The sequence below is a fragment of the Nostoc sp. genome (genome assembly GCF_041747015.1).
Classification (GTDB): domain Bacteria; phylum Cyanobacteriota; class Cyanobacteriia; order Cyanobacteriales; family Nostocaceae; genus Nostoc.
On sequence record NZ_JBGTFY010000109.1, the window covers coordinates 31,220 to 56,256 of the forward strand.

The following is a 25,037-nucleotide window of genomic DNA, read 5'->3' on the forward strand; positions in this document are numbered from 1 at the left end:
GTTACTTGTAGATTAACTGCTTCACTTCAAGTGAAAACATCCAAATGAATCTCAACTCGCAGACTTTTAGCTCAACCCGTAAACCTAAAACTTTCAATAATCCAGAGCGTTTTATTGAGGGATGGTATTGGGTAATACCATCTCAAAATCTGCGGGTAGGTGAAGTAAAATCTGTCACGATTTTGGGCAGAGAATTAGTAATTTACCGTGGTAAAGATAAAAGAGTAGTTACCTTTGATGCCTACTGTCCACACATGGGCGCTCACCTTGCAGAAGGCAAAGTTGAGGGTAATGCACTACGTTGTTTTTTCCACCACTGGAAGTTTGATGCAGAAGGAATGTGTATTGATATCCCATGTTTAGATACGCCACTTCCCTTAAAGTTACAAACTTGGCCTACTGCTGAGAAGTACGGAATGATTTGGGTTTGGACTGGAGAAATACCACAACAACCTTTACCTTTTGTTCCAGAGTTGGAACAAAAAGAGTGTGATATCGCCATTCATTCTAATTTCGTGATGAACTGTCACCCCAATGTGGTGATGATTAATGCTATTGATGCTCAACACCTCAATACAGTTCACAAACTGCCAATAGAAATTATTTTTGAAAGACAGGAACTGAACGAAAATGCTATTATCTTCACTAACACTACACCTATCAAAGACAATTACTTTTTCATTAAGCTCATCCGTCTTTTCTACAAAAATATCATAACTTACAGTATTTGCTATTGGTACGGTAGCATTGGGATTGTGACAGTTGGCCCCGACTTCTTCCATGTTCACATGATGGTTGCAGTTCGCCTTCACGAAGAGGGAAAAACTGAAGGTCAAATCCTATTTATGACTAAGAAACGTAAAGGAATTTTTGGTTGGTTATACAATCGAATTGTGCTATGGCTAACTAAAATTGCAGGTAAGTACTTCCTCATGGGTGACATTAAAATTGTCCAAACAATTCAGTTTGATTTGAAAACTCCCATCAAAGCAGATCAGTCAATCATGCAGTTTATTAACTATGTTGAAAAACAGCAATCCCTAATGTGGGGAACTTGGCAAGAAGCGCGATCGCACGATGTAGAGAGCAAGCTCAAGCGTGAGAGATGGCGAGATACAATGAGTAATGACTAACATCAGGAGTCAGAATTCAGGAGTCAGGAGTAAAAAAAGCTTTATATTTGGCTTTGAGATGAAGCGTTTTACTTTTTTTAGTTGCAAATTATTGTAATAACTCAATAAAAGTTAAAAGTTTAACGAAATTACTTTTAACTTTTAATTTATTTTTTACTAGGCTACCATATTAATAAAAAGAAGTGGCAAAGCCACTTCCTAATTCCCAGGTAGAACCTAAGTCATGAGTATAACGACTACAAAAATTTGAAATCGTATAAACAAACACCAATTAACTTGATATCTCTATTTTCCTTGTTTTCTGGGTTAGGAAATCCTGATTTCCATGCGCTAAATAACTGTACACTTACTAAATATTCACGCTTTTCAACATTTTTATACCCTATCTTCGCCAAACTAAAAGTGCGTAGACGCATTCGCGGAGCGTCTCGTAGAGAAGCGGCTTGTCGTCACACATCGCAACCTCTACACAAAAATGCGTAGGTGCAGCCCAAACTAGGCATCACACCCTTCCCTACCTAGTCAACAACTTCCGCCGCAAATTATCCAACGCTGCATTCGCACTCACATGACGAATTAAAGCTCGACCTCGCTCTGCACCAAACTGATACTCAAAACTTGCCACTTCATCTTTTGGCCCAGCCAAACCAATGTAAACTAAACCCACCCGCTTAGTATCTGTCCCTCCAGTTGGGCCAGCAATACCAGTGATACTCAATCCCCAAGTTGTTGCAAGGCGCGTTTTGACTCCAATTGCCATTTGCTCTGCAACGGTAGCACTTACCGCCCCAAATTTATCTAAATCTTCCTGGTTAACCCCCAGAAGCCCAACCTTCACCGAATTGTCATAAGAAATTACGCCACCCCAGAAGTAATCAGAACTCCCAGAAATCTCAGTTAACATTTGCCCTAAACCGCCACCAGTGCAAGATTCTGCCACAGAAAGCGTTTCTTTTAATGCACGCAACAACTGACCGACCACGGAAGCAGGGGTATCATTATTAATACCGTAAAAATCTAGTCCGGCAATTTCTTTAATTTGTTTCTCAATGGGTGCAATTAAAGCTTCTGCTGCTGTTTCTGAAATTGCTTTAGCAGAAACTCGCAATCTTACTTCCCCCTTACCTGCATAAGGGGCTACTGTGGGATTTGCCAAGTTTAAATAGGAAGCAACCTTTTCCGCTAAAGCCGATTCACCAATACCCCAAAACTTTAAACTCCGGCTGTAAATAATTTCTTTACCCCAACCTTGACTTTTGAGAAATGGCACGGCTGTTTCTTCCCACATCGGGTGCATTTCACTGGGAACACCGGGAAAGGTAAAAATAGTGATTTCAGGACGGGGTTGCCAAATAATACCGGGTGCTGTTCCAGTCGGGTTGGGTAGAATTTCTGCACCTTGGGGAATCAAAGCTTGCTTGCGGTTACTTGGTGACATAACGCGACCACGTTGGGCGAATTTCTGGGTTATGTCTTTGATGATTTCTGGATGTTCTACCAAGGGGACTTTAAAAAAATCGGCGATCGCTTCGCAGGTGAGGTCATCTGGTGTCGGGCCGAGTCCACCAGTGAAAATAAGAATTTGCGCTCTCGAAATAGCAATTTCTATAACTTGCTTCAACCGTTCTGGATTATCGCCGACCACTGTTTGATAATAGTGGGGAATACCTAGCTGCGCTAATTGTTGCGCCAAAAATTGAGCATTGCCGTTAAGGATATCTCCTAGCAGCAGTTCAGTACCAACACAAATAATTTCTGCACTCATTGGATTGGGTAAGGGGAGTGGGGAGTGGGGAGTAGGGAGTGGGGGGGGACAAGGAGACAAGGGAGAATAACCAATGCCCAATGCCCAATGCCCCATGCCCAATTATGCTAGAGCTGGTACAGGAATTTCCAGGTGAGGGTATAAGGGGAAGCGATCGCACAATGCTGCTACCCGTCGCCGACAATCTTGGGTTACTATCTCCGAGTCTGGAGAAAGCAGGCGATCGCTAATAATATTTCCAATCTCGGTAAATTCTGCTACTCCCAAGCCCCGTGTAGTCATTGCTGGCGAACCTAATCTCAGTCCACTGGTAACAAATGGCGATTGCGGATCAAAGGGAACAGTATTTTTGTTCGCAGTAACATTCACAGTACTGACTAGCTGATCCGCCTGTTTACCCGTCATCCCAATAGAACGTAAATCCACCAGCATTAAGTGGTTATCAGTGCCATCAGACACAATCTTTAAACCCCGATTTTGCAATTGTTCTGCCAAAGTTCGAGCATTTTCAATCACTTGAGCAGAATAGGTTTTAAACTCAGGCTTTAAAGCTTCTCCAAAAGCTACTGCCTTACCAGCAATGACGTGTTCCAATGGCCCGCCTTGACTACCAGGAAAAACAGATTTATCTAGCTTTTTACCTAGTTCTGCATCGCTGGTCAAAATTAAACCACCTCTAGGACCGCGTAAAGTCTTATGTGTAGTTGTTGTTACTACATGACAATGAGGAATGGGATCAGGATGAAGACCACAAGCAACCAGACCTGCAATGTGGGCAATATCGCCAAGTAAGTAAGCGCCGATTTCATCAGCAATGCTGCGGAACTTTTCAAAGTCAATTATCCGAGAATAAGCCGAATAACCACAAATCAGCAGCTTCGGACGCTCCCTTAGCGCCAGCTGCCGAATTTGGTCGTAGTCAAGTTGTTCTGTTTGTTGGCTGACACCGTAATGGCTAACTTGAAACCACTTACCTGAGAAATTTACAGGTGAACCGTGGGTAAGATGTCCACCATGAGATAAATCCATCCCCATAATTTTGTCCCCTGGTTCCAGCAGCGTCAGGAACACAGCAAAATTGGCTTGTGCACCAGAATGTGGTTGCACATTCGCATGAGCAGCACCAAATATCTGTTTAGCGCGGTTGATCGCTAGTTGCTCAATTTTGTCGATTACTTCACAACCGCCATAGTAGCGTTTACTAGGTAATCCCTCGGCATATTTATTTGTCAGTACCGAACCTTGAGCCGCCAGTACAGCGGCAGAGGTAAAGTTTTCACTAGCAATCAATTCCAAATGGTCACGTTGACGCTGTAGTTCGTCGTTGATTAACTCTGCGATCGCTGGATCACTAGAGCTAAGAAAATCTGAATTAGTCCTAGTCACTTCAATTATCCTTAAGGAAATTTGGACAACGGCTGATTTTGGTTGGATACAGCACCTAAATAATAGTCAAGAGCAATGGTTTTTGACTGCTGTACAGAGGCGATTAATCATCTCCGTACTATTGAGGTTTGTTTGTGCCAACTTATTTATTATTAGACGCAAGTTCTATTTAAGGCATTTATTATCATAACGTTGCTTTTCTCCAAATTTTTCTCCTAGCGCCTTTAGCCTACAATTAGCGGCTTGTCGTTAGACATCGCTGGGCATCGATCCCGATAATCTACCTAGTGAGTAATATAGCGTTAGGGTCTTTTGATTCAGCTAATGAACAACAAGATACCCCAATACGGTTCGGATAAGACTTGATCCCCCAAACCCCCCTTAAAAAGTGGGGGCTAAGAATAGCTCTATTTCCCCCTTTTTAAGGGGGATCTTCCGGGGCAAAGTCTCACTAACCGAACCGTATTGCAAGATACCCGACTTCTTAGAGAAGCCGGGTATCTGAAGCTTTCAATTTTCACAAATTAAATAGGATTCGTATAGCGATTTTGATAGTAAGCCAAAATCTGGTTAACTCGTTGCCGACTTTCTGAACCAGAGTTTGGCCTCCATGAGAGCGTCAAGCCACCAATTTGACTTTGATTGTAATCAAACTGTTGGGATGACTGGGGAATTAAATCCACTTCCACCCCTTCGACTTGACGTAAATGCGCTGCTATCTCTCTATAGACAGCTAAAGGCAAACCAGCAAATTCAATTTGTTCTTTAGTCTCCATCTTTATGAAGCTCCGACATTTAAAGGATTGGGGGGGGCGTTGTCACTGAAATAGGATTGCCAGCAGATGCTGCTGATGGCGTTGAGTTGACAGACCCTTCCCCTACCATTTTGGCAACTTCAATACCATATTGTTCCAGAATCACGATAGGGTTGTAGCCCTGATTCATTTCAATGCGTTTAACCAATATGCCATTGGCCAATCGCTGTCCCGCCTGCACATAGCGACTCGATGGCTCATCCGGTACTTTAACAATTGCCTGTGGTGGTTCCTTACTAATTAGAACTACACCAGTTACAACAACCGCTCTTGCTAACTCAGGTTGTGCTATCGGTGGCAATACAGACACTAAAGTAGGATTGGGGACAATTTGAGGCAAAACCTTCGGCAAGACTGAAGCCAATCTAGGATTGAGTTTTTTTGGTACAGAAGAAACGTTATTTTTCTTTGGATTTGAAGCTACGCTGCGTGTTGAAAGTTTTCTTCCTGCTAGTGATGCAGTTGGTGGCTTAGGCAACGTGGGAACTGAAGCTATGCTGCGTGTTGGAAGTTTTCGTCCTGCTAGTGATGCAGTTGGTAACTTAGGCAAAACAGGAACAGGTCTTCCAGATGTATTGGGCATTCCGGGAACCGTCTGCCCGAAAACTTGTGCAAAGGGGTCACTTCGATTTTTTGATACTTCAATTAATCGCGCCCGCTCTGTAGCATTAGTCGATTGAATCAAGTTAACAGATGCAGGAATAACTTGTGAAACCTCTTTGGCAGGTATGACTGGATTGTTAAAGGATTGAGCCGCTGGTGGCGACTTTACTGCTATTTTGGGAATCGGCACAGGATTGATGGCTTGTGGTGTATCTTCAGAAGCACATCCAGCGATCGCCAAGGTTAAAATAGCTGCAATTGTAATTGTTAAATTTCTGCCCATGAGCCGTTCTCAAAAGCCATTGGAGAATTGAAAAGTGGAAATCAACGTGCCAAAAATTTGTATCAAAGGCAAGTCTGTTCCATTTATAACCTAATTTTTTGAATTTTAAGGGTTATTTTTAGCACTGCCTACCCAGCATAACTGCGGATTGGTGTTTGTTTGGAGTCAATCTTCTGCCACACCCATAAGCTGTTTCATTAAACCCAGACCTTTCTTGACTCTACGGGAAACCGTTACTACACTGATGCCCAGATGTTCTGCAACTTGTTTTTGGGTCAAATCTTGCAAAAACACACATTCCAACACATCACGGGTGCGTTGTTCTAGTTGAACCAATGCTTGTTGTAAGCGAAGTTGGTCTTCTTGTACCAGTTGAAAGCTGCGATAGTGAGGATCTGGAACCAATTCTCCTAAGCAGGTAGAACCTTCTTCTCCATCTTGAATTGGCACATCGAGACTCAAGGGAGCGCGATTAACCCATGCCAATTTAATTTCTTGCCATTCGTTTACAGAAATTTCCAGTGCTGCTGCCAATTCCGAGTCGTTTGGTTGGCGATTATGTTTTTCACGCCAAGAGCGTGAAACTCCTATTGCTTGCTGTTGTAGTGCTAACCACTTCCGAGGAATTCGCACGGTGACGCCTTTATCTCGGAGATAGTGTTGAATTTCACCCCGGATATAGGGAAGAGCATAGGAACTGAAGGCGTGTCCCTTGGAAAGTTCAAATTTTTCAATAGCCCTGATTAAACCCAAACATCCAACCTGAAGCAAATCATCATAGGTTTCATGACACTGATTCGTCCAGTAGTGAGCTTCTTTTCTTACAAGTCCAAAATTGAGTTTTACCAGTTGATTACGAACATTTTCTGACGGAGATTGCTGATATTTTCGCAACAACTGCCAAATTTCGTGTTTTAATTCATCGGTGACTGTGGTAGGCATTGCACTATGTTTATTGAGTAAATAAACAATCAAGAACTCGCGTTTAAACTAAGCTGCGATCGCACGAGATCAAAGACAATATCGCGCTATATGTCCAAGCAAATCCTATGGTAGATAACAAGTTTTTCTCATAAAAAACCGTAGGTAGGTTGACATTAGAGCAAAATTTAAGTGGGCGAAACCGATATTTATTTGGTTATTTATCTTTGGAATAACCTGTAGCTATTTTTATAACTACAATAGAAATAAAATATAAAATTAATCACTAAATATCAAACCGAGATTGTACTTAACTTAATTAATTAATAGTGAAGTTAACGTAGAGAAACAAAACAACAGTAGTTGGAATTTTGTTAGATAAAGAAAAGTTTGATTTACAGTAAAATTACGTGTTAACTTAAACAATATTCATATAATATTTAAAAACTCCTGACAGAAATTAAAAATTAGTATGTATATTTACGCAATCCAATAAAAAAAAGGCGAGATGCCTCTTGTTGTAGTGAAGTTTATAGCCCAATACACTTAGGTTAAGAGTTGATCCTCTCTAACCCCCTTTTAAGGTTTGTCACCAATGCCTCTGGGGCAATTCATGAATTGCCCTTAGCTGAAAATCACTCTTTTCGGCTATTGTTTGCGTAAGTCCTATCCCTTGTTGGATAAGGCAGAATGGGAAAGATTTACTTGTATCTACCTGGAAACAGGAGAGATTAGCTCCAGTTTCGTGCTGTCATCGATAAAATGTATTTAAAGTAGCCACAAAAACGCTTTCATGATTCCTATCGTTATTGAACAATCGGGTCGAGGTGAACGCGCCTTTGACATCTACTCACGGCTGTTGCGTGAGCGCATCATCTTTTTGGGACAACAGGTTGACAACAACATCGCTAACTTGATTGTTGCTCAACTACTGTATTTGGATGCTGAAGACCCGGAGAAAGATATTTATATGTATATCAATTCTCCCGGTGGTTCGGTGACGGCTGGCATGGGCATTTTTGACACCATGAAACACATTCGCCCTGATGTCTGTACCATTTGTACCGGATTGGCGGCAAGTATGGGCGCTTTCCTCCTTAGTGCTGGTGCTAAGGGTAAGCGGATGAGTCTACCCCATTCTCGGATTATGATTCATCAACCTCTAGGTGGCGCTCAAGGACAAGCGACTGATATTGAAATTCAGGCGCGGGAAATTTTGTACCACAAGCGGCGGCTAAACGACTATTTAGCTGAACATACTGGTCAACCAATTGAGCGTATTGCTGAAGATACTGAACGTGACTTCTTCATGTCGCCAGAGGAAGCTAGGGAATATGGTTTGATTGATGATGTGATTGACCGTCACGCTGCTGGTAGCCGTCCAGCAGTTGCTGTTGTTAGTTAATAGTCACGATTGCCAAATGGTGATTTACCACTTTTAATTTAATATGCTTGGTGTTAGCCATAAAAACCTTAACCTGCATTTGTTGGGTTTCGTTCCTCAACCCAACAATTAACCCAAGCGTATTGACTTTTAATTCCCTTAAGCCCCAAAAATAACCCCTCTTTACTTATGAAGAGGGGTTATTTTTGGAAAAATGACAAAGGACAAATGACAAATTAAAATCCCGCTAATGGGTCTGGCTCAGATTGAAGATATTTGAGGAATCCGTGCAATTCTTCTTCGGTTAGCAAAGTGCGGCCTCGCTTACCGTAGGTTTTAATCAGATGCTCCCGCCCCTGTTCTGGTGTCCAGCCTAAGCGCTGAAGCTCGACATCTGTTTTAGCAATTACATCCGATAAATCCACAGGTTCAGCTTTCTTCTTTCTCTTTCCTGTCGCTGATGGGATGCCAACATCTTCTTGAGGGCTATAACTGCGAGGTGTAAATGGTGTGACATTATTGGTAGAAATTCCTGGAAAGGTTTGATTTTCCATCTGGCTACCAAACATCATTTCCAAGTTTTCAACTGGAGGATCAAATTCTAGCTCCCGGTTAGCAATCACAGGAGGATGTTGATCTAAATCCTGGCTATTGGCATCGCTTGTGCTTTGCGTCTCAGTTGTCAGTTGTATTATGCTGGCAGCCGTTGGCGCGTTTAGATCATTGTTTGCTACTTCTGGTTTGATGTTTCGTATTTTGGAAGGCGGTATAGATATTTCTTTCTCGCTGACTACTGACCACTGACTACTCACAAAATCCTCATCTTCTACAGAGGAATAAGCAGATTCATTTAATCCACTTTTAGTATTTAAGGAAGGGTTTAGCGATGCCGGGGTAATTGGATTTGAGGTCAATGCCACTGATTCTGGTGGTGCATTTGTAATACCCAAAACTATCAGCGCCCTGGTTCTGGCTTGGTCTTCTGCTGCTTCTACTGTTTCTGCCGCTGCCATACCCGTAGCACGGGTTACACCTTCAATTTGTACGCTTGCCCGGACAATATATTTTCCTTGAAAAATTTGCACTAATTCCGAAATAAGACTGCCGTTGGGATACAAGCTCTGGAATTGAGCCAACATAATACTGCTACCAATCTAAATCTTTTGAATAACGGGATCGATACTGCCTGTATGCTCAAGCTAAGTAAGCTGCCCTTACTTTAATTTACATCCACTCGATACCCAAGATGCCAAGCGATGATCTGATATAATTCTGCGCTCTGGGCAATCAAAGTGATATTCTTGCTTTGTCGTGTGTCTTAATTGTAGCAGTAGCTCTTTTTTGAAGAAATTTTTAGCTAGTGCCAACTTACTGGGTAGTCTTGTCTGTAATGCTATACTGATTACCCAACTGGATGTTTAGAACTATTTTCTGGAAGTGCGCTCTAAATCTACAATAATGAAGATATGGTTCGCCCTCACTGCTTATTAAGCTGCTCACCTAATTGTTACCGATTCTACAGATGGGAAAATTGGGTTTACCAGCAGTTCCTCGTAGTTAAAAATCAGAGTCTAATGGCGTAAGATTACCTTCAATCTAGACAATCAAACACCTCTAGTTTCCACGCCACTTGCCCCACTTGCGAGAAGACCGCAGTGGCTTCCCTGCATAAGCGCTTTTGGGCAGCATGGAGAGTTCTCTAAACCCAACTTCTCAAAAACCCGTCGCGTAATTACCTAGTGGGGCTAAATCTTAATCAGGCGTGCAATCTTAAGTTTGGTTATGTTGAAGGGACTTGAACGCAAGCGAACTCTGAGAACATTGTGCAGTGAGAAGTTCGTAGACGCCCAGAGTTGTCCGTGGTTCAGCCTCCTTTGCTCGGAATCCTTAAGAGCGGGACGCTGCACCAAGGGAGACGCTGCGCGAACGGGAGCAGTTTCCTGCAAGGCTGGGTCGGCTTCTTTTCCTTGAAACTTAGGAAGCCTTGCCTCTGGGCAATTCGTTTCCAGCTTGTTTCTGTAAGCCGTGAGGGCATACAGGAAAGAACCAGATTAAACAAAAAATGATGTTTTGACCAAAGGTCGGTTCACTGCATGGAATTTTCAATCGCTACACTTCTTGCCAATTTCACTGATGATAAATTGGTCGCTCGCAAGGTTTTGGAAAAGAAACTTGGCTGTGAAGATGAAAAAAGTTTACAAAAACTTCACATTGCCTTAGATGTTCTTGAAAAAATCGGTCTTTTGGTGAAAGAACGGGGCAAGTACCGCCGTGTCTCAGAAGAGGGAATAATCGAGGCAAAACTCCGTTGTTCTAGTAAAGGTTTTTGCTTTGCTATTCAAGATGTGGAAGGATCTGAGGATATTTACATCCGTGAAAGTCATCTGAGTAATGCTTGGAATGGCGATCGCGTTTTGGTCAGAGTTCTCAAAGAAGGCAGTCGCCGTCGCTCTCCTGAAGGAGAGGTGAAGCTGATTTTAGAACGTTCCAACCACACGTTACTGGCACGAATTAAGCAGGTGGAAACTGGTTTCCGGGCTGTGCCTTTAGATGATCGATTGCTATTTGAACTCAACATCCAACCTAACGGTGCGAAATTGGAAGAAGCGATCGATCATCTTGTTCATGTGGAAGTCTTACGTTACCCGTTGGCACAATATCCCCCCCTGGGTCGAGTGGTGCAAATCCTCGGCAGTGATGCCGAAGCTGCTGCTGATATAGATTTGGTAACATGCAAGCACGATCTTTCCCGCACTTTCCCAGATAATGTGCTAGAAGCAGCTGCCAAGTTGCCCAAAAAGCTACTCAAAGCAGACCTAAAAAATCGGCTGGATTTACGTAATTTATTTACCTTTACGATTGAAGGGGTAAATGGCAATGACAAAGTTATAGAAAACGCTTTTAGTTTAGAAAAAAACCTAGCCGGAAATTGGCTTTTGGGTGTTCATATCACCGATGTTTCTCACTATGTTCTGCCTGACGAACCTCTAGATAGAGAAGCACTCAAACGTGGTAAATCGGTATATTTGGGAGAATTAGTGCTGCCAATGTTGCCAGAGACTTTGACAGAACGCTGTTCTTTAGTACCTGGGAGCGATCGCTTAACCATCTCTTTTTTAATTACAATTGATCCCCAATCTGGACAAGTGTTGGAGTGGGAAATTCAATCCAGTGTAATCAACGTAGAAACTGCACTGAGCACTGAACTTGCCCAGGCAATTCTTACAGGTCAATCTCAGGATCAATCCCCACAGGTTTCTCAAATACTGCAAAACCTCCAAGCCTTGCAAACAGCCGTGAAACAGGTAAGGTTGACTCGTGGTAGCCTTCAGTTGAATCTGCCGCCCAGTCAAAACGCTTATTATGATGAGGGTATTCTCGGTACTGTGGTGGTAAATGATTTAGCGGTGCGATCGCTACTCACTGGGTTAATGCTGCTAGTTAATCAACTAATCGCAACTCACTTAAATGCCCTTGGTGTTCCCGCCATTTGGCGAGTCCAAGGCACACCCGATGTCGAAGATGTTCAGGAAATGCTGAAATTGGCAGTCAATTTAGGCGTTGACTTAACATTAGATCCAGAAGTTGATATCCAACCTTTAGATTATCAACACTTGACCACAGCTTTTGCCGAATCTCCCTCAGAGCAAGTTCTTACCTACTTATTACAAGATACGCTTAAGCCGTCTGCGTACAGTACCACCAAAGGATCTCACTTTGGTCTGGCACTACCGCAATATACCCACTTTAGCGCTCCCTTGCGGCGTTACGCAGATTTGCTCATGCAGAGGGTGTATTACACGCTACTCGAAAACGGACGCGATCGCCGCAATACCCGTGTGAGAGAGCGGGTTAACCTGCGCCACTCCTCCAGCCATGAGGAAATTAACTGGAACGTTTTACCCCCAGAATTGCAACAAGAACTCCAAAGCGATTTGACTAGGGTAATTGTCCAAATCAACGACCGAGAAAAAGAAGTCCAAGAAGCCGAGGCCGATTTAGCCGGACTGCAAAAAGCCCAACTGATGAAGCAACGCATCGGTCAGGTATTTCAAGGTGTAATTACTGGTGTTCAATCCTACGGTTTCTTTGTGGAAATTGAAGTCCCATCTGCTGAAGTAGAATCCAGCAGTAATCCTGGTGTGCCTTTGAGGGTAGAAGGATTGGTACACGTCAGTTCTCTCAAAGACGATTGGTATGAATATCGTGCCAGACAACAAGCACTATTTGGTCGCAAAAATCGCGCTTCCTATAGACTAGGCGATCGCGTCGCTGTCCAAGTTAAAAGTGTCGATTATTACCGTCAGCAAATTGATTTGGTAACAGTCGGCAGCGATGGTGTACCCAAAGGTTTAACTGGTAGTGGTGCCAATGACGACCTTTCAGACATTTACTTACGAAATGACATTGAGCCTGATGACCTAGACCCTTACACTGAGGATGAGTAAAACCAACTAAAACTTGCGTGTCAAATAACACTAAGCCTCTAATTTTAGGCGTATCGGGCGCGTCTGGTTTGATTTACGCTGTTCGCGCGATCAAATTTTTGCTAGAAGCGGAATATAGTATTGAATTGGTTGCCTCTAAATCAACTTACATGGTTTGGCAGTCCGAACAGGAAATTCGGATGCCATCAGAACCAACTCAACAAGAACAATTCTGGCGGGAGCAAGCTGGAGTTACGCTTTTGGGTAAACTACGCTGCCATCCTTGGAGTGATGTTGGAGCCGGGATTGCCAGTGGTTCCTTTGCAACTCTGGGGATGATGATCATTCCATGCAGCATGAGTACAGTGGCAAAGCTAGCAGTTGGTTTGAGTTCCGATTTACTAGAACGAGCAGCGGATGTCCAAATTAAAGAAGGGCGAAAGCTGGTCATTGTCCCCCGTGAAACGCCTTTTAGCCTGATTCACCTACGTAACTTAACTTCTTTAGCAGAAGTTGGAATCAGAATTGTTCCCGCTATTCCCGCCTGGTATCACAATCCCCAAACCATTGAGGATTTAGTTGATTTTGTAGTTGCCCGGGCTTTAGATCAACTAGATATTGACTGCATTCCAATTCAACGGTGGCAAGGAAGGAAGTAAAAAGCTAAAAGAAAGATAGGTTAATACTGTTTAATATTGTGAAAGATTTAGCAATAATCGCTTTTTGGCGATTCATCTGTTGCAATCATTTCTACAATTGGTATAACTTTTTACTTTTGCCTTTTACTTTCACTGGATAACTTTTTATTATTGCCTTTTTTATGGCTGGAATTCGCTTAATTCTATTGGTGGTGGTACTAGGAGGACTAACGCTGTTGTTAGTTCAAAATTGGTCACCTGCCTTATCGCTAGTATTTTTGGGCGTGCGGACTCAATCATTACCGCTAGCGATGTGGATTTTGTTCAGTACTGTTATTGGTGCTTTCACATCTATATTGATTGCTACCTTGTTCAACTTATCTAATTATTTTGCCGCAGGAAAACGCCAAACTCCTGACAGAACAACAGCAACTCCACCTCGTGCGAAGGCAACCCGTAGAGAAGAACCTACATCTCGCCCTACCAGTTCTCCACCACCAGCTAGTAAAAAAGAAGAGCCTACTAGTGATGTATTTGATGATTGGGAGACAAATGGCAGTAGAGATGATGATTGGAACTTTGATGAAGATTCACAGGAAGCGCCTACCCCTAATCCTCAAACTCAACAGCCTAGAGACTCTAAAACTTACGAACGTCAATCAGAAGTGAAAAGCAGTTCTGCATCTGGTTCAGTTTACTCCTACAGCTACCGTGAGCCCAAAAATACGGCTGCGGGAAAAACTGAATCAATTTACGATGCTGATTATCGGGTAATCATTCCCCCTTATCAACCACCGACTACCAATCAAGCAGATGATGATTGGGAATTTTTTGATGATGATCTTGAGGATGATGATAAACGTCCTCGTCGGTAAGATGTAGCCTGCTACTTCTCTACTTTATACCACACCGCTATCGGGACTCTTGCTTGACTTTACCAGTCATGGCAGCTTCTTGTAAAATCATAAAAGCATTAAAATCTTCCAATTCATAACGGGTAGTCAACAGTTGTCTTAATTCATTTTCAGCTTCCACGGTCAAATAGCCACTTGCTAAAGCTTTTTGTACAACGTCACGAATTCGAGTCATAGTTGACGCCTTATTCATCCTACTATTTATTAATTCAGGCTTACTGGGGTGAAATATGCGGTAGTTTTTGTGCCAAAAACTTTAAAATTGCAAAGCTTTTTTAGACGATGACAGAATATAAGTCATTATTTACACCTTTACTAGAAACATTTAATTGAGCGGGGCTTGTTATAACTGAACTCTTAGAATCAGGACTCTGTGCTGTTAGGAACACAGTATTGTGTATACTTAAAATTATGCACTAGAGTAAAAATTCGGATTATTTAGATAGACAGAAATTGTTTGGATAAAGTTTCAAACAAGCTATGTTAATTTTTCATTAAGCATGGCGATCGCTATACAGCAATTACCAAGTTACATCAGGAAATTTACGACATTTCTGAGAAATTCATCTTTTATTTTGATAGTAATTTCACAAAAGAATCATTAATCTATTGCCTGAGTGATTTTAAATACACTAATAACGGCAGTTAATTTAACTAAAATAGAAGATGAATATGTAGAACAATACCGTTCAGTTAAGCTCAAGATACTTAACTTTACGCACCAAAAAGTATCGCTTTTTTGTATTTGAGTAAAGCAATAAAAGCCTTCAAATAAATTCAAGTTTATATCTCATTTCTTCTGGCTCAAGAACTTCCCAGATTAAAATTAAACTCCTCAGCATTTCCCCAATTGAGTGGCGGTTCTGAGCACAGTAAATAATTCCTGCGTGTATAAACATACCACCTCCGTAATGAATTCTCACAAAGTCATTATCATGGGTGAAAATTACCCGACTCTCGGACATTGCAAAATAAAGCTGTTCTCCATCTGATACACCTATCAGTCGTGTTTCTGATGCAGTTGTCACATCAATACCACGGTGACGCAAGCCTTTTGCTATGGCATTACTGACATTCTCATCTAGGTGGAACCGAATTTTTTGTGTCATTTCGATTCTTTAGTTTCTCTTGCAGAATCGAAGGAGTTTCAGCCTGTACTTTTCTGACAAAGGCTTCTGCTTCTGCAATTTGTTGCCTGATCTCATCTCGATGATCGTGGTAATAAGCTAGAGCCGCATAGACATCAGCTAATGTAATGCTGGGATAATGATAAACGATCTCGTCAGGGGAAAGCCCCATTTGTTCGTGCCAAATAAATATATCTTGCACTGTAATTCGGTGTCCAGCAATGTGCGGTTTACCCCCAGACACACCCGGAGTAATTTCAATATGTTCTGAGATTACTGGTATCTTAGACATTTTTTCTCCGAACACTCCCATAAGAACAATTTATATTCTAAGTTATCAGCTGATTAGCGATGTCTACGACGGGCTATGCCTACGCCTTTCTATTGTCCGTGAAAAAGTGCGTAAGCGTAGACATCGCTAGATTTCATGTGATACTATATATGATACTATCGCTCCATGAGTAAACTCAAGAAATTGGTGGAGCAATTTCTCAAGCAGCCTCCAGAAGTGCGGTTTCAGGAAGTAGGCTATTTATTGGAAGCTTTTGGCTTTGAAGAAAAAAGGTCTAAGGGTAGCCATCATAGTTTTCGAGACTCCCAAGGTAGAACAATCACTGTACCTAAAACAGGGAGGCAAAAAGTTAAAGGAGTTTATGTACAGCAAATAGTTGAACTATTAAATTTAGAAGAGTGGATTGATGAAGACACTGAACCAGAAGAACAAACAGATTGATAAGCTGTCCCTAGAATATTATTTAAATCTTCATTACCCTGTAACACTTCATCCCTCTCCAGAGGGGGGATATGTAGCTCAAATTAAAGATTTACCAGGATGTCTCACTCAAGGCGAAACCTTAGAAGAGACAATGGCAAACATTAATGAGGCGCGAGAATTGTGGGTTGAAACAGCTTATGAAGCTAGTGATGATATTCCTTTACCCAGCAGTGATAACAGCTATAGTGGTAAGTTGTTGGTGCGGATGCCAAAATCTCTACATCGTCGTTTAGCTGAGACTGCTGAACACGAAGGCGTAAGTCTTAATCAGTATATTGTGTCTTTATTGAGTGCAGCGGCTTAACTTATCCGGTTGCGCGATCGCGGCAAAACTCGGTATTTTTAAATCCTAGATTGAGTCGTTGGGTTTATAATTAGAAACTGTGACTCAAAACTCACAATTGGAGCGAAGCAACTGGTGAGCAGCTTATTACGAGGAGTCAACCTGTACTTAATTGGCATGATGGGTGTTGGTAAGACGACAGTAGGGCGCTTACTAGCAAAGGAACTGAGTTATGGGTTTGTGGATACCGATAATGTTATTGCCCAAGCAACAGGTAAATCTATTAATGAGTTATTTGCACAAGTTGGGGAAACGGGGTTTCGCCAGTTAGAAAGCGATGTGCTGGCACAAGTTTGTGCTTTTACAAAGTTGACTATAGCAACCGGTGGGGGCATTGTACTGCGGCGAGAAAACTGGGGTTACTTGCACCACGGTTTGATAGTGTGGCTAGATGCGCCAGTTGAACTAATTTACAGCCGTTTAGTTGAGGATACCACAAGACCACTACTGCAAGATGCTGACCTCAAGGGCAGGTTGCGATCGCTCCTCGAAGAACGAACACCACTTTACTCCCAAGCCGATTTGCAAATCACCTTGCAAGAGGGAGAAACGCCTGAAGACATTGCCAAGCGAATATTTGAGGCAATTCCTAGCGTTCTCAAAACACAAGTTTCTCATTAGGAAGACTCAAATTACCGAATTTTGGACATCCGTAGGACAAACCCTTTTAGTCTAATTTTTAACTTAAAATGATATTTACGTATGAACAGCAAATTTAGCTGATTATCATTTGGCGATCGCCAAGCTGCTTAGAATAGTAGTGATAGAGAGGATTGTAATTATGAGCGTCGTCATTCCTAATGAAATATTAACCGCAACTCGGATGACTGAAGGCGAAATGAAGCAGGAAATTGCAGTCATGCTCTTTCAAAAAGAAAAGTTAACTCTTGCTCAAGCCAGCCGATTTGCAGGGATAAATCGTATAGCATTTCTGGCATAACTTTTATTACTACCATCATGCGATCGCACTTTTGTCTTAACTGGGTTTATCAGACTCAAACGGATTCCACAATCTCACTTGAGTAATCCAACGAAAATCATCTGTATTTCTGGTTATCAAAGTTAGCCCATACACCAAAACAGTGCCGACAATAATTGCATCACCTAAAGTCATTCGTTTCTGTTGTCGCAGAATTACCGCTTGATTTAACACATCTTGAGAGATTGGTAAAACTTGAGCAACTTGAAAAAACTCCTCAAAATATGGGCGTTGTTCCTCTTTAAGCAGATGATAGCCTAACACTTCCAAATAACTGAGTGCTGATACCGCAGGTGTATATTCAGCAATTAACTCTCTCAATTCAGCGTTTTCTGGTTGAGCAGAATATATAATTTCGCGTGAAAATTTGCTCAAGCCTAAATCACTCAGCAATAATTTCTGGTGAAAAAACTGATTTGGTTGGGGAAGAAACCAGGATAATGAAGCATAATTAACCTTTATAGCTAAAAGCTGTCAGCCATCAGCCACAAGCTGAGATGGTAAAGTTTGAAGGCTTGTGATTCAAATTAAGTAATTGACTATGAGTACAGCAAATATTTCGCCAGCGATACGTATAGGAGTACTAGGTTTCGGCGGACTCGGACAAGCCGCCGCCAAGGTACTTGCTGCTAAAGAGGAAATGATTTTAGTCGCAGCCGCAGATCAAAAAGGCTACGCTTACGCTGCTGAGGGTTTAAATACTGAAGAATGCATTGCAACCTACCATTCCCAAGGTTCCGTAGGTTATTTAGAGCCAGTTGGGACATTAACAAATCAAAGTATTCAGGATTTAATTGAAATAGCTCAACCTGTGGATGGGTATTTTCTGGCTTTACCCAACTTGCCAAATGACTTTATTCCCACTGTAGCCAAGGAGTTTATCAAATCCGGTTGGCGTGGGGTACTAGTGGACGCGATTAAGCGCACCACTGCCGTAGAACAACTATTAGCGATGAAAGAAGAACTGGAAGCAGCCGGAATTACCTATATGACCGGCTGTGGTGCAACTCCCGGATTGTTAACCGCCGCTGCCGCATTAGCCGCCCAAAGCTATGCCGAAATTCATCAAGTCGAAATCACCTTCGGGGTGGGAATTGCTAACTGGGAAGCTTACCGTGCCACCGTTCGGGAAGACATTGGCCATATGCCTGGTTATACAGTGGAAACTGCTAGAGCGATGACTGACGCGGAAGTAGAAACGCTACTAGATAAAACTAATGGTGTGCTTACCTTGACGAATATGGAACACGCTGATGATGTCATGTTAGAAGTAGCGGGAATTTGCGATCGCGATCGCGTTACTGTTGGTGGTGTAGTTGATACTCGCAATCCCAAGAAGCCCCTCAGCACCAACGTTAAGGTAACAGGGCGTACCTTTGAAGGGAAGATTTCTACTCATACCTTTACTCTGGGAGATGAAACCAGTATGGCAGCCAATGTCTGCGGGCCAGCTTTCGGCTATCTCAAAGCTGGTAGACAATTGCACCAACGCGGCATTTATGGAATATTTACTGCTGCCGAAATTATGCCCCAATTTGTTAGGTAAGAGTTAGGAATTAGGAGTTAGGAGTTAAAAACCTAAATTTGAGATTTAAAAATCTCTGGTTTTGTTCAAAATTGGCAATTTAAAACTCTTAACTCCTCACTTTTAACTCCTAGCTTTTTCTAAGCTAGTGGAATTTCTGGAGAGAAAATATCTGTGAAATTTTCCTCAAACAGCAAATCTGGTGTTTGCATAATAAATGGAAGTTCGGCTCCCACAAGTCCTCTGTGGATGCGTTCCAAAGTATCACTAAAAACGACAAACAGAGGATATATAGTATTAGCTCCCTCACTCAAAATATGACTGTGCCGGAGAGGCATTAACCACTCATAATCATTGTCTAGCCAAACTTGGGTTTGTCGCCAACGTCCTAACAAATCAGAAAAGTCTTCATGGGCACGCTGAATAAAGACTAAAATTTCTGCTCCAGTTTTGATTTTCCACTCTGGATCGCACATCAAAATTACCACATCACAGGGTAAGCAAATCGTTTGCCCTGCTGTTGTAGCAGTGTTGCGAATACGGACAATTGGCAAGGGTATAGTGATGACACTTTCATCTGGACGGCGCAGACTGGGAATCATCTCCAAGTATGGCCGATGTTGCTTTAGTAAAGCGATCGCAGCTAGATGATTGCTGTATTCTGCCAAACTCGCTTCGTACTGAGATTTTTGCACAGTCATAATTTATTAAATAGTGAGTAGTTAGAAGTGATAAGTTAAGAATAAATTTTATAATTTCTAAGTTAGAAACACAAGTTTTAACTCCTATACTCCTAACTCTTAACTCCTAACTTTTAATCCCCTATCCCAACTTTTCAAATACCGCAAACATAGGCAGATACATCGCTAGCAAAATGGTTCCAACCATCCCCCCTAAAACTACAATCATCACTGGTTCCAAAATACTGGTCATTGCTTTTACTGCTTGCTCAACTTCATCTTCATAGAAATCGGCAACTTTCATCAACATTGCATCTAATTCTCCAGTTTCTTCTCCGATACTAATCATCTGAATTGCCATAGCCGGAAAAACGCTTTCACTTTGTTGTAAAGCAATGCTAATCATACCTCCTTGTTGAATCTCAAGGCGGGCTGCATCTATAGCATTGGCAATCACTTGGTTTCCTGATGTATCTCGGACAATTTCTAAGCAAGTTAAAATTGGCACACCTGAACGAGTCAAAGAACCAAAAGTTCTGCTAAAGCGGGCGACCGAAGATTTTTGAATTAAGTCGCCAAACAACGGCACCTTGAGGGAAAGACGATCAATTGTTAGGCGGCCACCAGGAGTTTTACCGAATTGTCCATAGGCAAATTTCAGTCCGACAATAATAAAGAGAAGGATGACAGCCTTCGGACTTCTCAAAAATTTACTAGCATCCATCAAGAATTGCGTTAGAGGTGGTAATGTAATTCCAATTTGTTCAAAAATCGTGGCAAAAATGGGAATAAGAAAAATGGTCATACCGAGAAAGATTGCAACTGCGATAAAACCCACGACTACTGGATAAGATAATGCTGATTTAATTTGGTTTTGTAATCGGGCAACATCTTCTAACAACTTAGCTAAACGATTCAATACTTCATCTAAAACACCACCAACTTCGCCAGCTTGAATCATACTTACATATAATCCATCAAAGCAGTCAGGATGCTTTCGCATTGACTCGGAAAGATTCATTCCGCTTTGAACATCAATGCTAATATCCGCAATAGCTTGTTTCAGTTTAGGGTTACTACACTGTTCAGAAAGTACCCCCAGACTTCTAACGATCGCAACTCCCGCATTCATCAAAACGGCAAATTGACGGGAAAAAACGGCTTTGTCTTTCACAGAAACCTTAACTAAGGAATTCTGGAATTTTTTGAAAGCAACATCTGGTTGAAATCCTTGAGATTGTTTCAGTTCTTGGATTACAAAACCTTGATCTCTGAGATTAGTCCGAGCTTGTACCAAGGATTCGGCAACAATTTTTTCTGTTCGGGATTTTCCTTGAGAATCCCGCACACGGGCAACATAGTTTGGCATAAATTAATTCAAAATAGTCATTGGGCATTGGGCATTGGGCATTGGGCATTGGGCATTGGGCATGGTTATTCTCCTAGTCCCACTGTCCCCTTGTCTCCCTTATCTCTCTTCATCGCTCTCATCTCCCCAGTTGGTTTAATGCGCTTTAGCAGCTGCACCGGGTTTAGCACCTGCTGCTTGTGGTGGAACACTACCCATGAGACGTTGGATTTCATCTGGCTTAGAAGTTTTAGACATCGCCGCTTCAAAGGAGATCGTTCCTGCTTTGTACATATCGGCTAAAACCTTCTCCAGAGTTTGCATTCCTAATTTGCCGCCAGTTTGAATAGCTGAGTAAATTTGAGATGTTTTGCCTTCTCGAATTAAGTTAGAAATAGCGGGAGTGACAATCAGAATTTCTTGAGCCATTACCCGACCATATTCACCGGGTTTAGGGTTTTTCTTGGACACCAAGGTTTGGCTAAATACTGCGACTAACGAGTTAGATAACTGCACCCGCACCTGAGTTTGTCTTTCATGGGGGAAAACGTCAATAATCCGGTCAACAGTTTGGGCAGCGGAACTAGTGTGTAGAGTCCCAAATACCAAGTGTCCTGTTTCCGCAGCCGAAATCGCCAAAGAAATCGTTTCTAAATCGCGCATTTCCCCCACCAGAACAATATCTGGGTCTTCCCGCAAAGCTGCTTTCAAGGCATTAGCAAAGCTCTTGGTATCTTCACCCAGTTGCCGTTGGTGAACCAAGCTTTTAATTGGTTCGTAGACAAATTCAATTGGGTCTTCCACCGTTAAAATATGCTCTGCCTTGGTGCGGTTAATCAAGTCAATCATTGCCGCTAGGGTAGTTGTCTTGCCGGAACCTGTAGGGCCTGTCACCAGAATTAGTCCTCTGGGCTTATCTATCATTTCCCGCACTACATCTGGCAAACCTAATTTTTCAAAGTTAGGAATCTTAGAACTTAATGCCCGTAAGCAAGCAGCATAAGAACCACGTTCTTTATAGACATTGACCCGGAAACGAGCCAAACCCTTAACACCGTAGGAACAATCTAACTCCCAGTTCTGCTCCAAGGTTTTACGCTGGGTATTGTTGAGCATACTAAAAATCAGCCTTTGACATTGATCGGCTGTCATTATATGCTCACCGATGGGGGTGAGTTTACCACTGATGCGGAAATAGGGAGGCAAACCTGCGGATAAATGCAAATCCGAGCCACCCATTTCAATCAACTGCTCCATCAGGTCTTCAATCATCATTTCCATAGTTCTGTTTCCTTTTAATGTTTGTTATTTGTTCTTTGTCATTTGTTTAAAGTTACTAACCATCGACCAATGACCAATGACCAATGACCAATGACCAATGACCAATGACCAATGACCAATGACCAATGACCAATGACCAATGACCAATGACTAATGACTACTTTTGATACCGAGATGTCATACAGTAGGGACAATCTAGCCATTCTGGTTTCAATGTGGCATCGCAAGTCAGGCACGTCAGACCAGTCTTGCGTTTGGCTTTTAACTCGGCTTCTAAACCCGTATCAGTAAACGTCACTCGTTCTACTTCTTCCAGGGTGGTAGCACCTTGGCGCACTAAGTCCAAACTGTAAGTCAGCAAGGTTTTCATCCCCTCTTCTATTGCCACTTCCTTGATACGTTCTGTGGGTGCTTCTTGGTTGATGAGAGTTTGCAGGTTTTCGGTGACTCGCATGACTTCATAAACACCACAACGCCCTTTGTAGCCGACTCCATTACAGGCTGGGCAAAGCTGATTTTGACTTTTGGCTTCGGCGATCGCTGCTAATGTCAAGGTGTTAGCTTTATAGAAGGTGACTTCAATATCTGAGGAAGCTGATAGACCATAACGAGCCAATTCCTGGACGGTAGGAGTATAGGGGATGCGACATTCAGAGCAGACACGCCGCACCAAACGTTGAGCTAAAACGCCAATTAGGGAACTCGAAACCATGAACGGCTCAATACCCATTTCTCCCAAACGAGCGATCGCACCTGGGGCATCATTGGTATGTAAGGTAGTTAATACTAAGTGACCCGTCAAGGCAGCCTCAATTGCGGTTTTTGCCGTTTCTTTATCCCGCGTTTCACCCACCAGCAGCACATCTGGATCTTGCCGCAAAAAAGCCCGCAACGCTGTTGCAAAATCCAGCCCTTTTTCGCGAATCACCTGTACTTGAGTAATCCCTGGAAGACTATACTCAATTGGGTCTTCCACAGTACTGATATTAATACCAGGATCATTCTTTTCTGATAATGCAGAATACAGCGAGGTTGTTTTCCCAGAACCAGTTGGCCCAGTCACCAAAATTAGACCAAAGGGACGGCTAACCATATCCTGGACAATACGCAAAGTCTCCGGATCGGTAATTAACTTATTCAATCCCAATTGGGTCGAGGAGTTATCCAAAATCCGTAGCACCACCTTTTCCCCGTAACGACTGGGTAAGGTGCTGACCCGGAAATCTACTTTACGTCCCTCAAACATCCGGCGGATGCGTCCATCTTGGGGTACGCGCCGTTCCGCAATGTCTAAATTGGAAATGATTTTAAATCGGGCTGTCACCGCCGGGATAATTTTTTTCGGTAGGGGAGGGAAAGCTTCGCCTAGTATCCCATCCTTCCGAAAGCGAATGCGTAAGTTTTCTTCTTGGGGTTCGATATGAATGTCAGAAACCTTCTCATGCAAAGCTTTAGCCAGGATTCTGTTAACTAGGTTGATGACTGGGGCATCCTCTGCACCCTTCATCGCCGCTCCTAAATCAGCCTCCATTTCTTCAGGAGCATCCAAAAGATCGAGATTTCCGAGGTTTTCTAAATCCTGATTAATATCTGTAAACTTTTCTTGTTCCAGATGCTTTTGCTTAACAGCCATTTCATCCAAATACTGGTTGATTAGCTGTTGGTAGTCTTCCTGTGTAATCACCATCCGCTGCAATGCCAAACCTTGGGGGCGCAAGATGCGGTTCAGGTCATCGGAAGCCTCTAGATTATCTGGAGCGACCATCGCCACTAAAACTGAGGGCGGGGTTTGGTCTTCGTGTTTCGACAGTGGTACTAAACGATGGCGACGGCAGATATCGATTGGGATGAGGGTTTCAATCAGGTTCCCCATCATCGTGTTGGCAATGGAGCTGACTTCCGGATCAAGGAATTCAACACCATATAGGATCTTAAGTTCAAATAGCTGCTGTTTTTTGTATTGCCTGAGCAACTCAGGTGATAGTTGTTGCCCAGTTATTGACTCTAGTACTTCTGTTAGGGGTCTGCCAGATTTGCGGCTTTCAATTAGTGCCTGCCTCATCTGGTCGGTATTGACATAGCCAGATAGCACTAGCTGGTTGCCGAAGGGCGAAAACTCTGTTCTGGTAGTTAGAGCGGTACTGCGCCGTTGTGCTGACGAGTAAGTCATAAATGAGCAATTGAGTAGGGGAAACCTCTGTTTAGAGTATTCCCCTACTGTGAGGCAGAATTCTCATTTACCAAAAAAGTCTTAAGTCGCCGAACTTCTGAGCAATCAAAGCGATCGCTTTGATTGCTCAAAGCTCTTGCTAAATACTGAGTCAAAAAGAAGTAGTAGTGGAGACAATACGGTTCGGATTAGATCCCCCCGCCTGTGGCGACCCCCTTAAAAAGGGGGTAAAAGAGATATTAGCCCCCCTTTTTAAGGGCAGGGCTGTTTCATCCCCCAAAGAGCATAAGATGGTAACAAAAGCCATCAACCGATTGACTAGAAGCGCGAGACATACAAATTAATTCCCACAACAACCTAAATAAATAACCCGCAACCCTTTCACTAGGAACTATTCAGACCTGAAGACTTCCTTTCCAGTGGGTTAATTAAACTGGGTGAAATTCCATCAAATGAATCAGATCAGGGGCAGTCACATTCAGCGGCACTCTTGCAAATTACTCGTTCGGGTTCCCGCCTTTGTGGCTTCTAGGCTAACGT

General features: G+C 42.6%; 24 protein-coding genes. 10 read left to right on the top strand and 14 right to left on the bottom strand.

Annotated features, from left to right (window positions below; genetic code table 11):
* Window positions 1-44: 44 nt before the first annotated feature.
* Window positions 45-1,133 (top strand): Rieske 2Fe-2S domain-containing protein, encoded by a 1,089-nt coding sequence (locus tag ACEW80_RS08475; protein ID WP_373526165.1) that lies wholly within the window; start codon window positions 45-47, stop codon window positions 1,131-1,133.
* Window positions 1,134-1,647: 514 nt separating this feature from the next.
* Here the strand turns inward: ACEW80_RS08475 and ACEW80_RS08480 are convergent.
* From ACEW80_RS08480 to ACEW80_RS08500, 5 genes are all read right to left on the bottom strand, one after another.
* Window positions 1,648-2,898 (bottom strand): competence/damage-inducible protein A, encoded by a 1,251-nt coding sequence (locus ACEW80_RS08480; RefSeq protein WP_373526201.1) that lies wholly within the window; start codon window positions 2,896-2,898, stop codon window positions 1,648-1,650.
* Between the two features lie 102 nt (window positions 2,899-3,000).
* A complete protein-coding gene (gene glyA, locus ACEW80_RS08485; protein WP_373526166.1) occupies window positions 3,001-4,284 on the bottom strand; it encodes a serine hydroxymethyltransferase in 1,284 nt (427 codons plus the stop codon).
* 524 nt (window positions 4,285-4,808) lie between these two features.
* On the bottom strand, window positions 4,809-5,060 hold the full coding sequence (locus ACEW80_RS08490; RefSeq protein WP_373526167.1) for a hypothetical protein: 252 nt from the start codon (window positions 5,058-5,060) through the stop codon (window positions 4,809-4,811).
* Window positions 5,061-5,079: 19 nt separating this feature from the next.
* Entirely contained in the window at window positions 5,080-5,985 is a 906-nt protein-coding gene (locus tag ACEW80_RS08495; protein ID WP_373526168.1) for a hypothetical protein, read from the bottom strand.
* 165 nt (window positions 5,986-6,150) lie between these two features.
* Entirely contained in the window at window positions 6,151-6,927 is a 777-nt protein-coding gene (locus ACEW80_RS08500) for an RNA polymerase sigma factor SigF (RefSeq protein ID WP_373526169.1), read from the bottom strand.
* Window positions 6,928-7,699: 772 nt separating this feature from the next.
* Here ACEW80_RS08500 and clpP point away from each other — a divergent pair.
* Window positions 7,700-8,311, top strand: a complete 612-nt coding sequence (gene clpP, locus ACEW80_RS08505) for an ATP-dependent Clp endopeptidase proteolytic subunit ClpP (RefSeq protein ID WP_373526170.1) — start codon at window positions 7,700-7,702, stop codon at window positions 8,309-8,311.
* A gap of 215 nt (window positions 8,312-8,526) precedes the next feature.
* On the opposite strand, the gene ACEW80_RS08510 is transcribed toward clpP, so the two are convergent.
* The gene (locus ACEW80_RS08510; protein ID WP_373526171.1) at window positions 8,527-9,429 is read right to left on the bottom strand and encodes a hypothetical protein; all 903 of its coding nucleotides are present in this window, start codon (window positions 9,427-9,429) and stop codon (window positions 8,527-8,529) included.
* 954 nt (window positions 9,430-10,383) lie between these two features.
* Here ACEW80_RS08510 and ACEW80_RS08515 point away from each other — a divergent pair.
* The 3 genes from ACEW80_RS08515 to ACEW80_RS08525 all read left to right on the top strand — a co-directional run bounded on the left by ACEW80_RS08515 (window position 10,384) and on the right by ACEW80_RS08525 (window position 14,230).
* The gene (locus tag ACEW80_RS08515) at window positions 10,384-12,738 is read left to right on the top strand and encodes a ribonuclease R family protein (protein WP_373526172.1); all 2,355 of its coding nucleotides are present in this window, start codon (window positions 10,384-10,386) and stop codon (window positions 12,736-12,738) included.
* 17 nt (window positions 12,739-12,755) lie between these two features.
* Window positions 12,756-13,376, top strand: a complete 621-nt coding sequence (locus tag ACEW80_RS08520; protein WP_373526173.1) for a flavin prenyltransferase UbiX — start codon at window positions 12,756-12,758, stop codon at window positions 13,374-13,376.
* 161 nt (window positions 13,377-13,537) lie between these two features.
* The gene (locus ACEW80_RS08525; protein ID WP_373526174.1) at window positions 13,538-14,230 is read left to right on the top strand and encodes a LapA family protein; all 693 of its coding nucleotides are present in this window, start codon (window positions 13,538-13,540) and stop codon (window positions 14,228-14,230) included.
* Window positions 14,231-14,267: 37 nt separating this feature from the next.
* On the opposite strand, the gene ACEW80_RS08530 is transcribed toward ACEW80_RS08525, so the two are convergent.
* From ACEW80_RS08530 to ACEW80_RS08540, 3 genes are all read right to left on the bottom strand, one after another.
* Window positions 14,268-14,444 carry a hypothetical protein gene (locus ACEW80_RS08530; protein WP_373526175.1) on the bottom strand — a complete coding sequence of 59 codons (177 nt, stop codon included), beginning with the start codon at window positions 14,442-14,444 and terminating at the stop codon, window positions 14,268-14,270.
* Window positions 14,445-15,036: 592 nt separating this feature from the next.
* On the bottom strand, window positions 15,037-15,378 hold the full coding sequence (locus ACEW80_RS08535; protein WP_373526176.1) for a DUF5615 family PIN-like protein: 342 nt from the start codon (window positions 15,376-15,378) through the stop codon (window positions 15,037-15,039).
* The gene (locus ACEW80_RS08540) at window positions 15,347-15,688 is read right to left on the bottom strand and encodes a DUF433 domain-containing protein (protein WP_373526177.1); all 342 of its coding nucleotides are present in this window, start codon (window positions 15,686-15,688) and stop codon (window positions 15,347-15,349) included. Before ACEW80_RS08540 ends, ACEW80_RS08535 begins: the two co-directional genes overlap by 32 nt.
* Window positions 15,689-15,853: 165 nt before the next feature.
* Between ACEW80_RS08540 and ACEW80_RS08545 the strand changes: the two genes are divergently transcribed.
* From ACEW80_RS08545 to ACEW80_RS08560, 4 genes are all read left to right on the top strand, one after another.
* On the top strand, window positions 15,854-16,129 hold the full coding sequence (locus ACEW80_RS08545) for a type II toxin-antitoxin system HicA family toxin (RefSeq protein ID WP_373526178.1): 276 nt from the start codon (window positions 15,854-15,856) through the stop codon (window positions 16,127-16,129).
* Window positions 16,095-16,475, top strand: coding sequence for a type II toxin-antitoxin system HicB family antitoxin (locus ACEW80_RS08550; RefSeq protein ID WP_373526179.1), 381 nt, complete (start codon window positions 16,095-16,097; stop codon window positions 16,473-16,475). The genes ACEW80_RS08545 and ACEW80_RS08550 overlap by 35 nt, the downstream gene beginning before the upstream one ends.
* A gap of 114 nt (window positions 16,476-16,589) precedes the next feature.
* Entirely contained in the window at window positions 16,590-17,135 is a 546-nt protein-coding gene (locus ACEW80_RS08555) for a shikimate kinase (RefSeq protein ID WP_373526180.1), read from the top strand.
* 160 nt (window positions 17,136-17,295) lie between these two features.
* Window positions 17,296-17,454: a UPF0175 family protein gene (locus tag ACEW80_RS08560; protein ID WP_373526181.1), complete on the top strand. Its 159-nt coding sequence runs from the start codon at window positions 17,296-17,298 to the stop codon at window positions 17,452-17,454.
* A gap of 36 nt (window positions 17,455-17,490) precedes the next feature.
* On the opposite strand, the gene ACEW80_RS08565 is transcribed toward ACEW80_RS08560, so the two are convergent.
* Entirely contained in the window at window positions 17,491-17,868 is a 378-nt protein-coding gene (locus tag ACEW80_RS08565; protein WP_373526182.1) for a type II toxin-antitoxin system VapC family toxin, read from the bottom strand.
* A 166-nt stretch (window positions 17,869-18,034) separates the two neighbouring features.
* Between ACEW80_RS08565 and ACEW80_RS08570 the strand changes: the two genes are divergently transcribed.
* Window positions 18,035-19,039, top strand: a complete 1,005-nt coding sequence (locus ACEW80_RS08570) for a saccharopine dehydrogenase-like oxidoreductase (RefSeq protein ID WP_373526183.1) — start codon at window positions 18,035-18,037, stop codon at window positions 19,037-19,039.
* 119 nt (window positions 19,040-19,158) lie between these two features.
* On the opposite strand, the gene ACEW80_RS08575 is transcribed toward ACEW80_RS08570, so the two are convergent.
* The 4 genes from ACEW80_RS08575 to ACEW80_RS08590 form a co-directional block, all read right to left on the bottom strand.
* Entirely contained in the window at window positions 19,159-19,719 is a 561-nt protein-coding gene (locus ACEW80_RS08575; protein WP_373526184.1) for a hypothetical protein, read from the bottom strand.
* A 121-nt stretch (window positions 19,720-19,840) separates the two neighbouring features.
* Window positions 19,841-21,067, bottom strand: coding sequence for a type II secretion system F family protein (locus ACEW80_RS08580; protein ID WP_373526185.1), 1,227 nt, complete (start codon window positions 21,065-21,067; stop codon window positions 19,841-19,843).
* A 135-nt stretch (window positions 21,068-21,202) separates the two neighbouring features.
* A complete protein-coding gene (locus ACEW80_RS08585; RefSeq protein ID WP_373526186.1) occupies window positions 21,203-22,327 on the bottom strand; it encodes a type IV pilus twitching motility protein PilT in 1,125 nt (374 codons plus the stop codon).
* 157 nt (window positions 22,328-22,484) lie between these two features.
* On the bottom strand, window positions 22,485-24,497 hold the full coding sequence (locus ACEW80_RS08590) for a GspE/PulE family protein (protein ID WP_373526187.1): 2,013 nt from the start codon (window positions 24,495-24,497) through the stop codon (window positions 22,485-22,487).
* Between the last annotated feature and the right edge of the window lie 540 nt (window positions 24,498-25,037).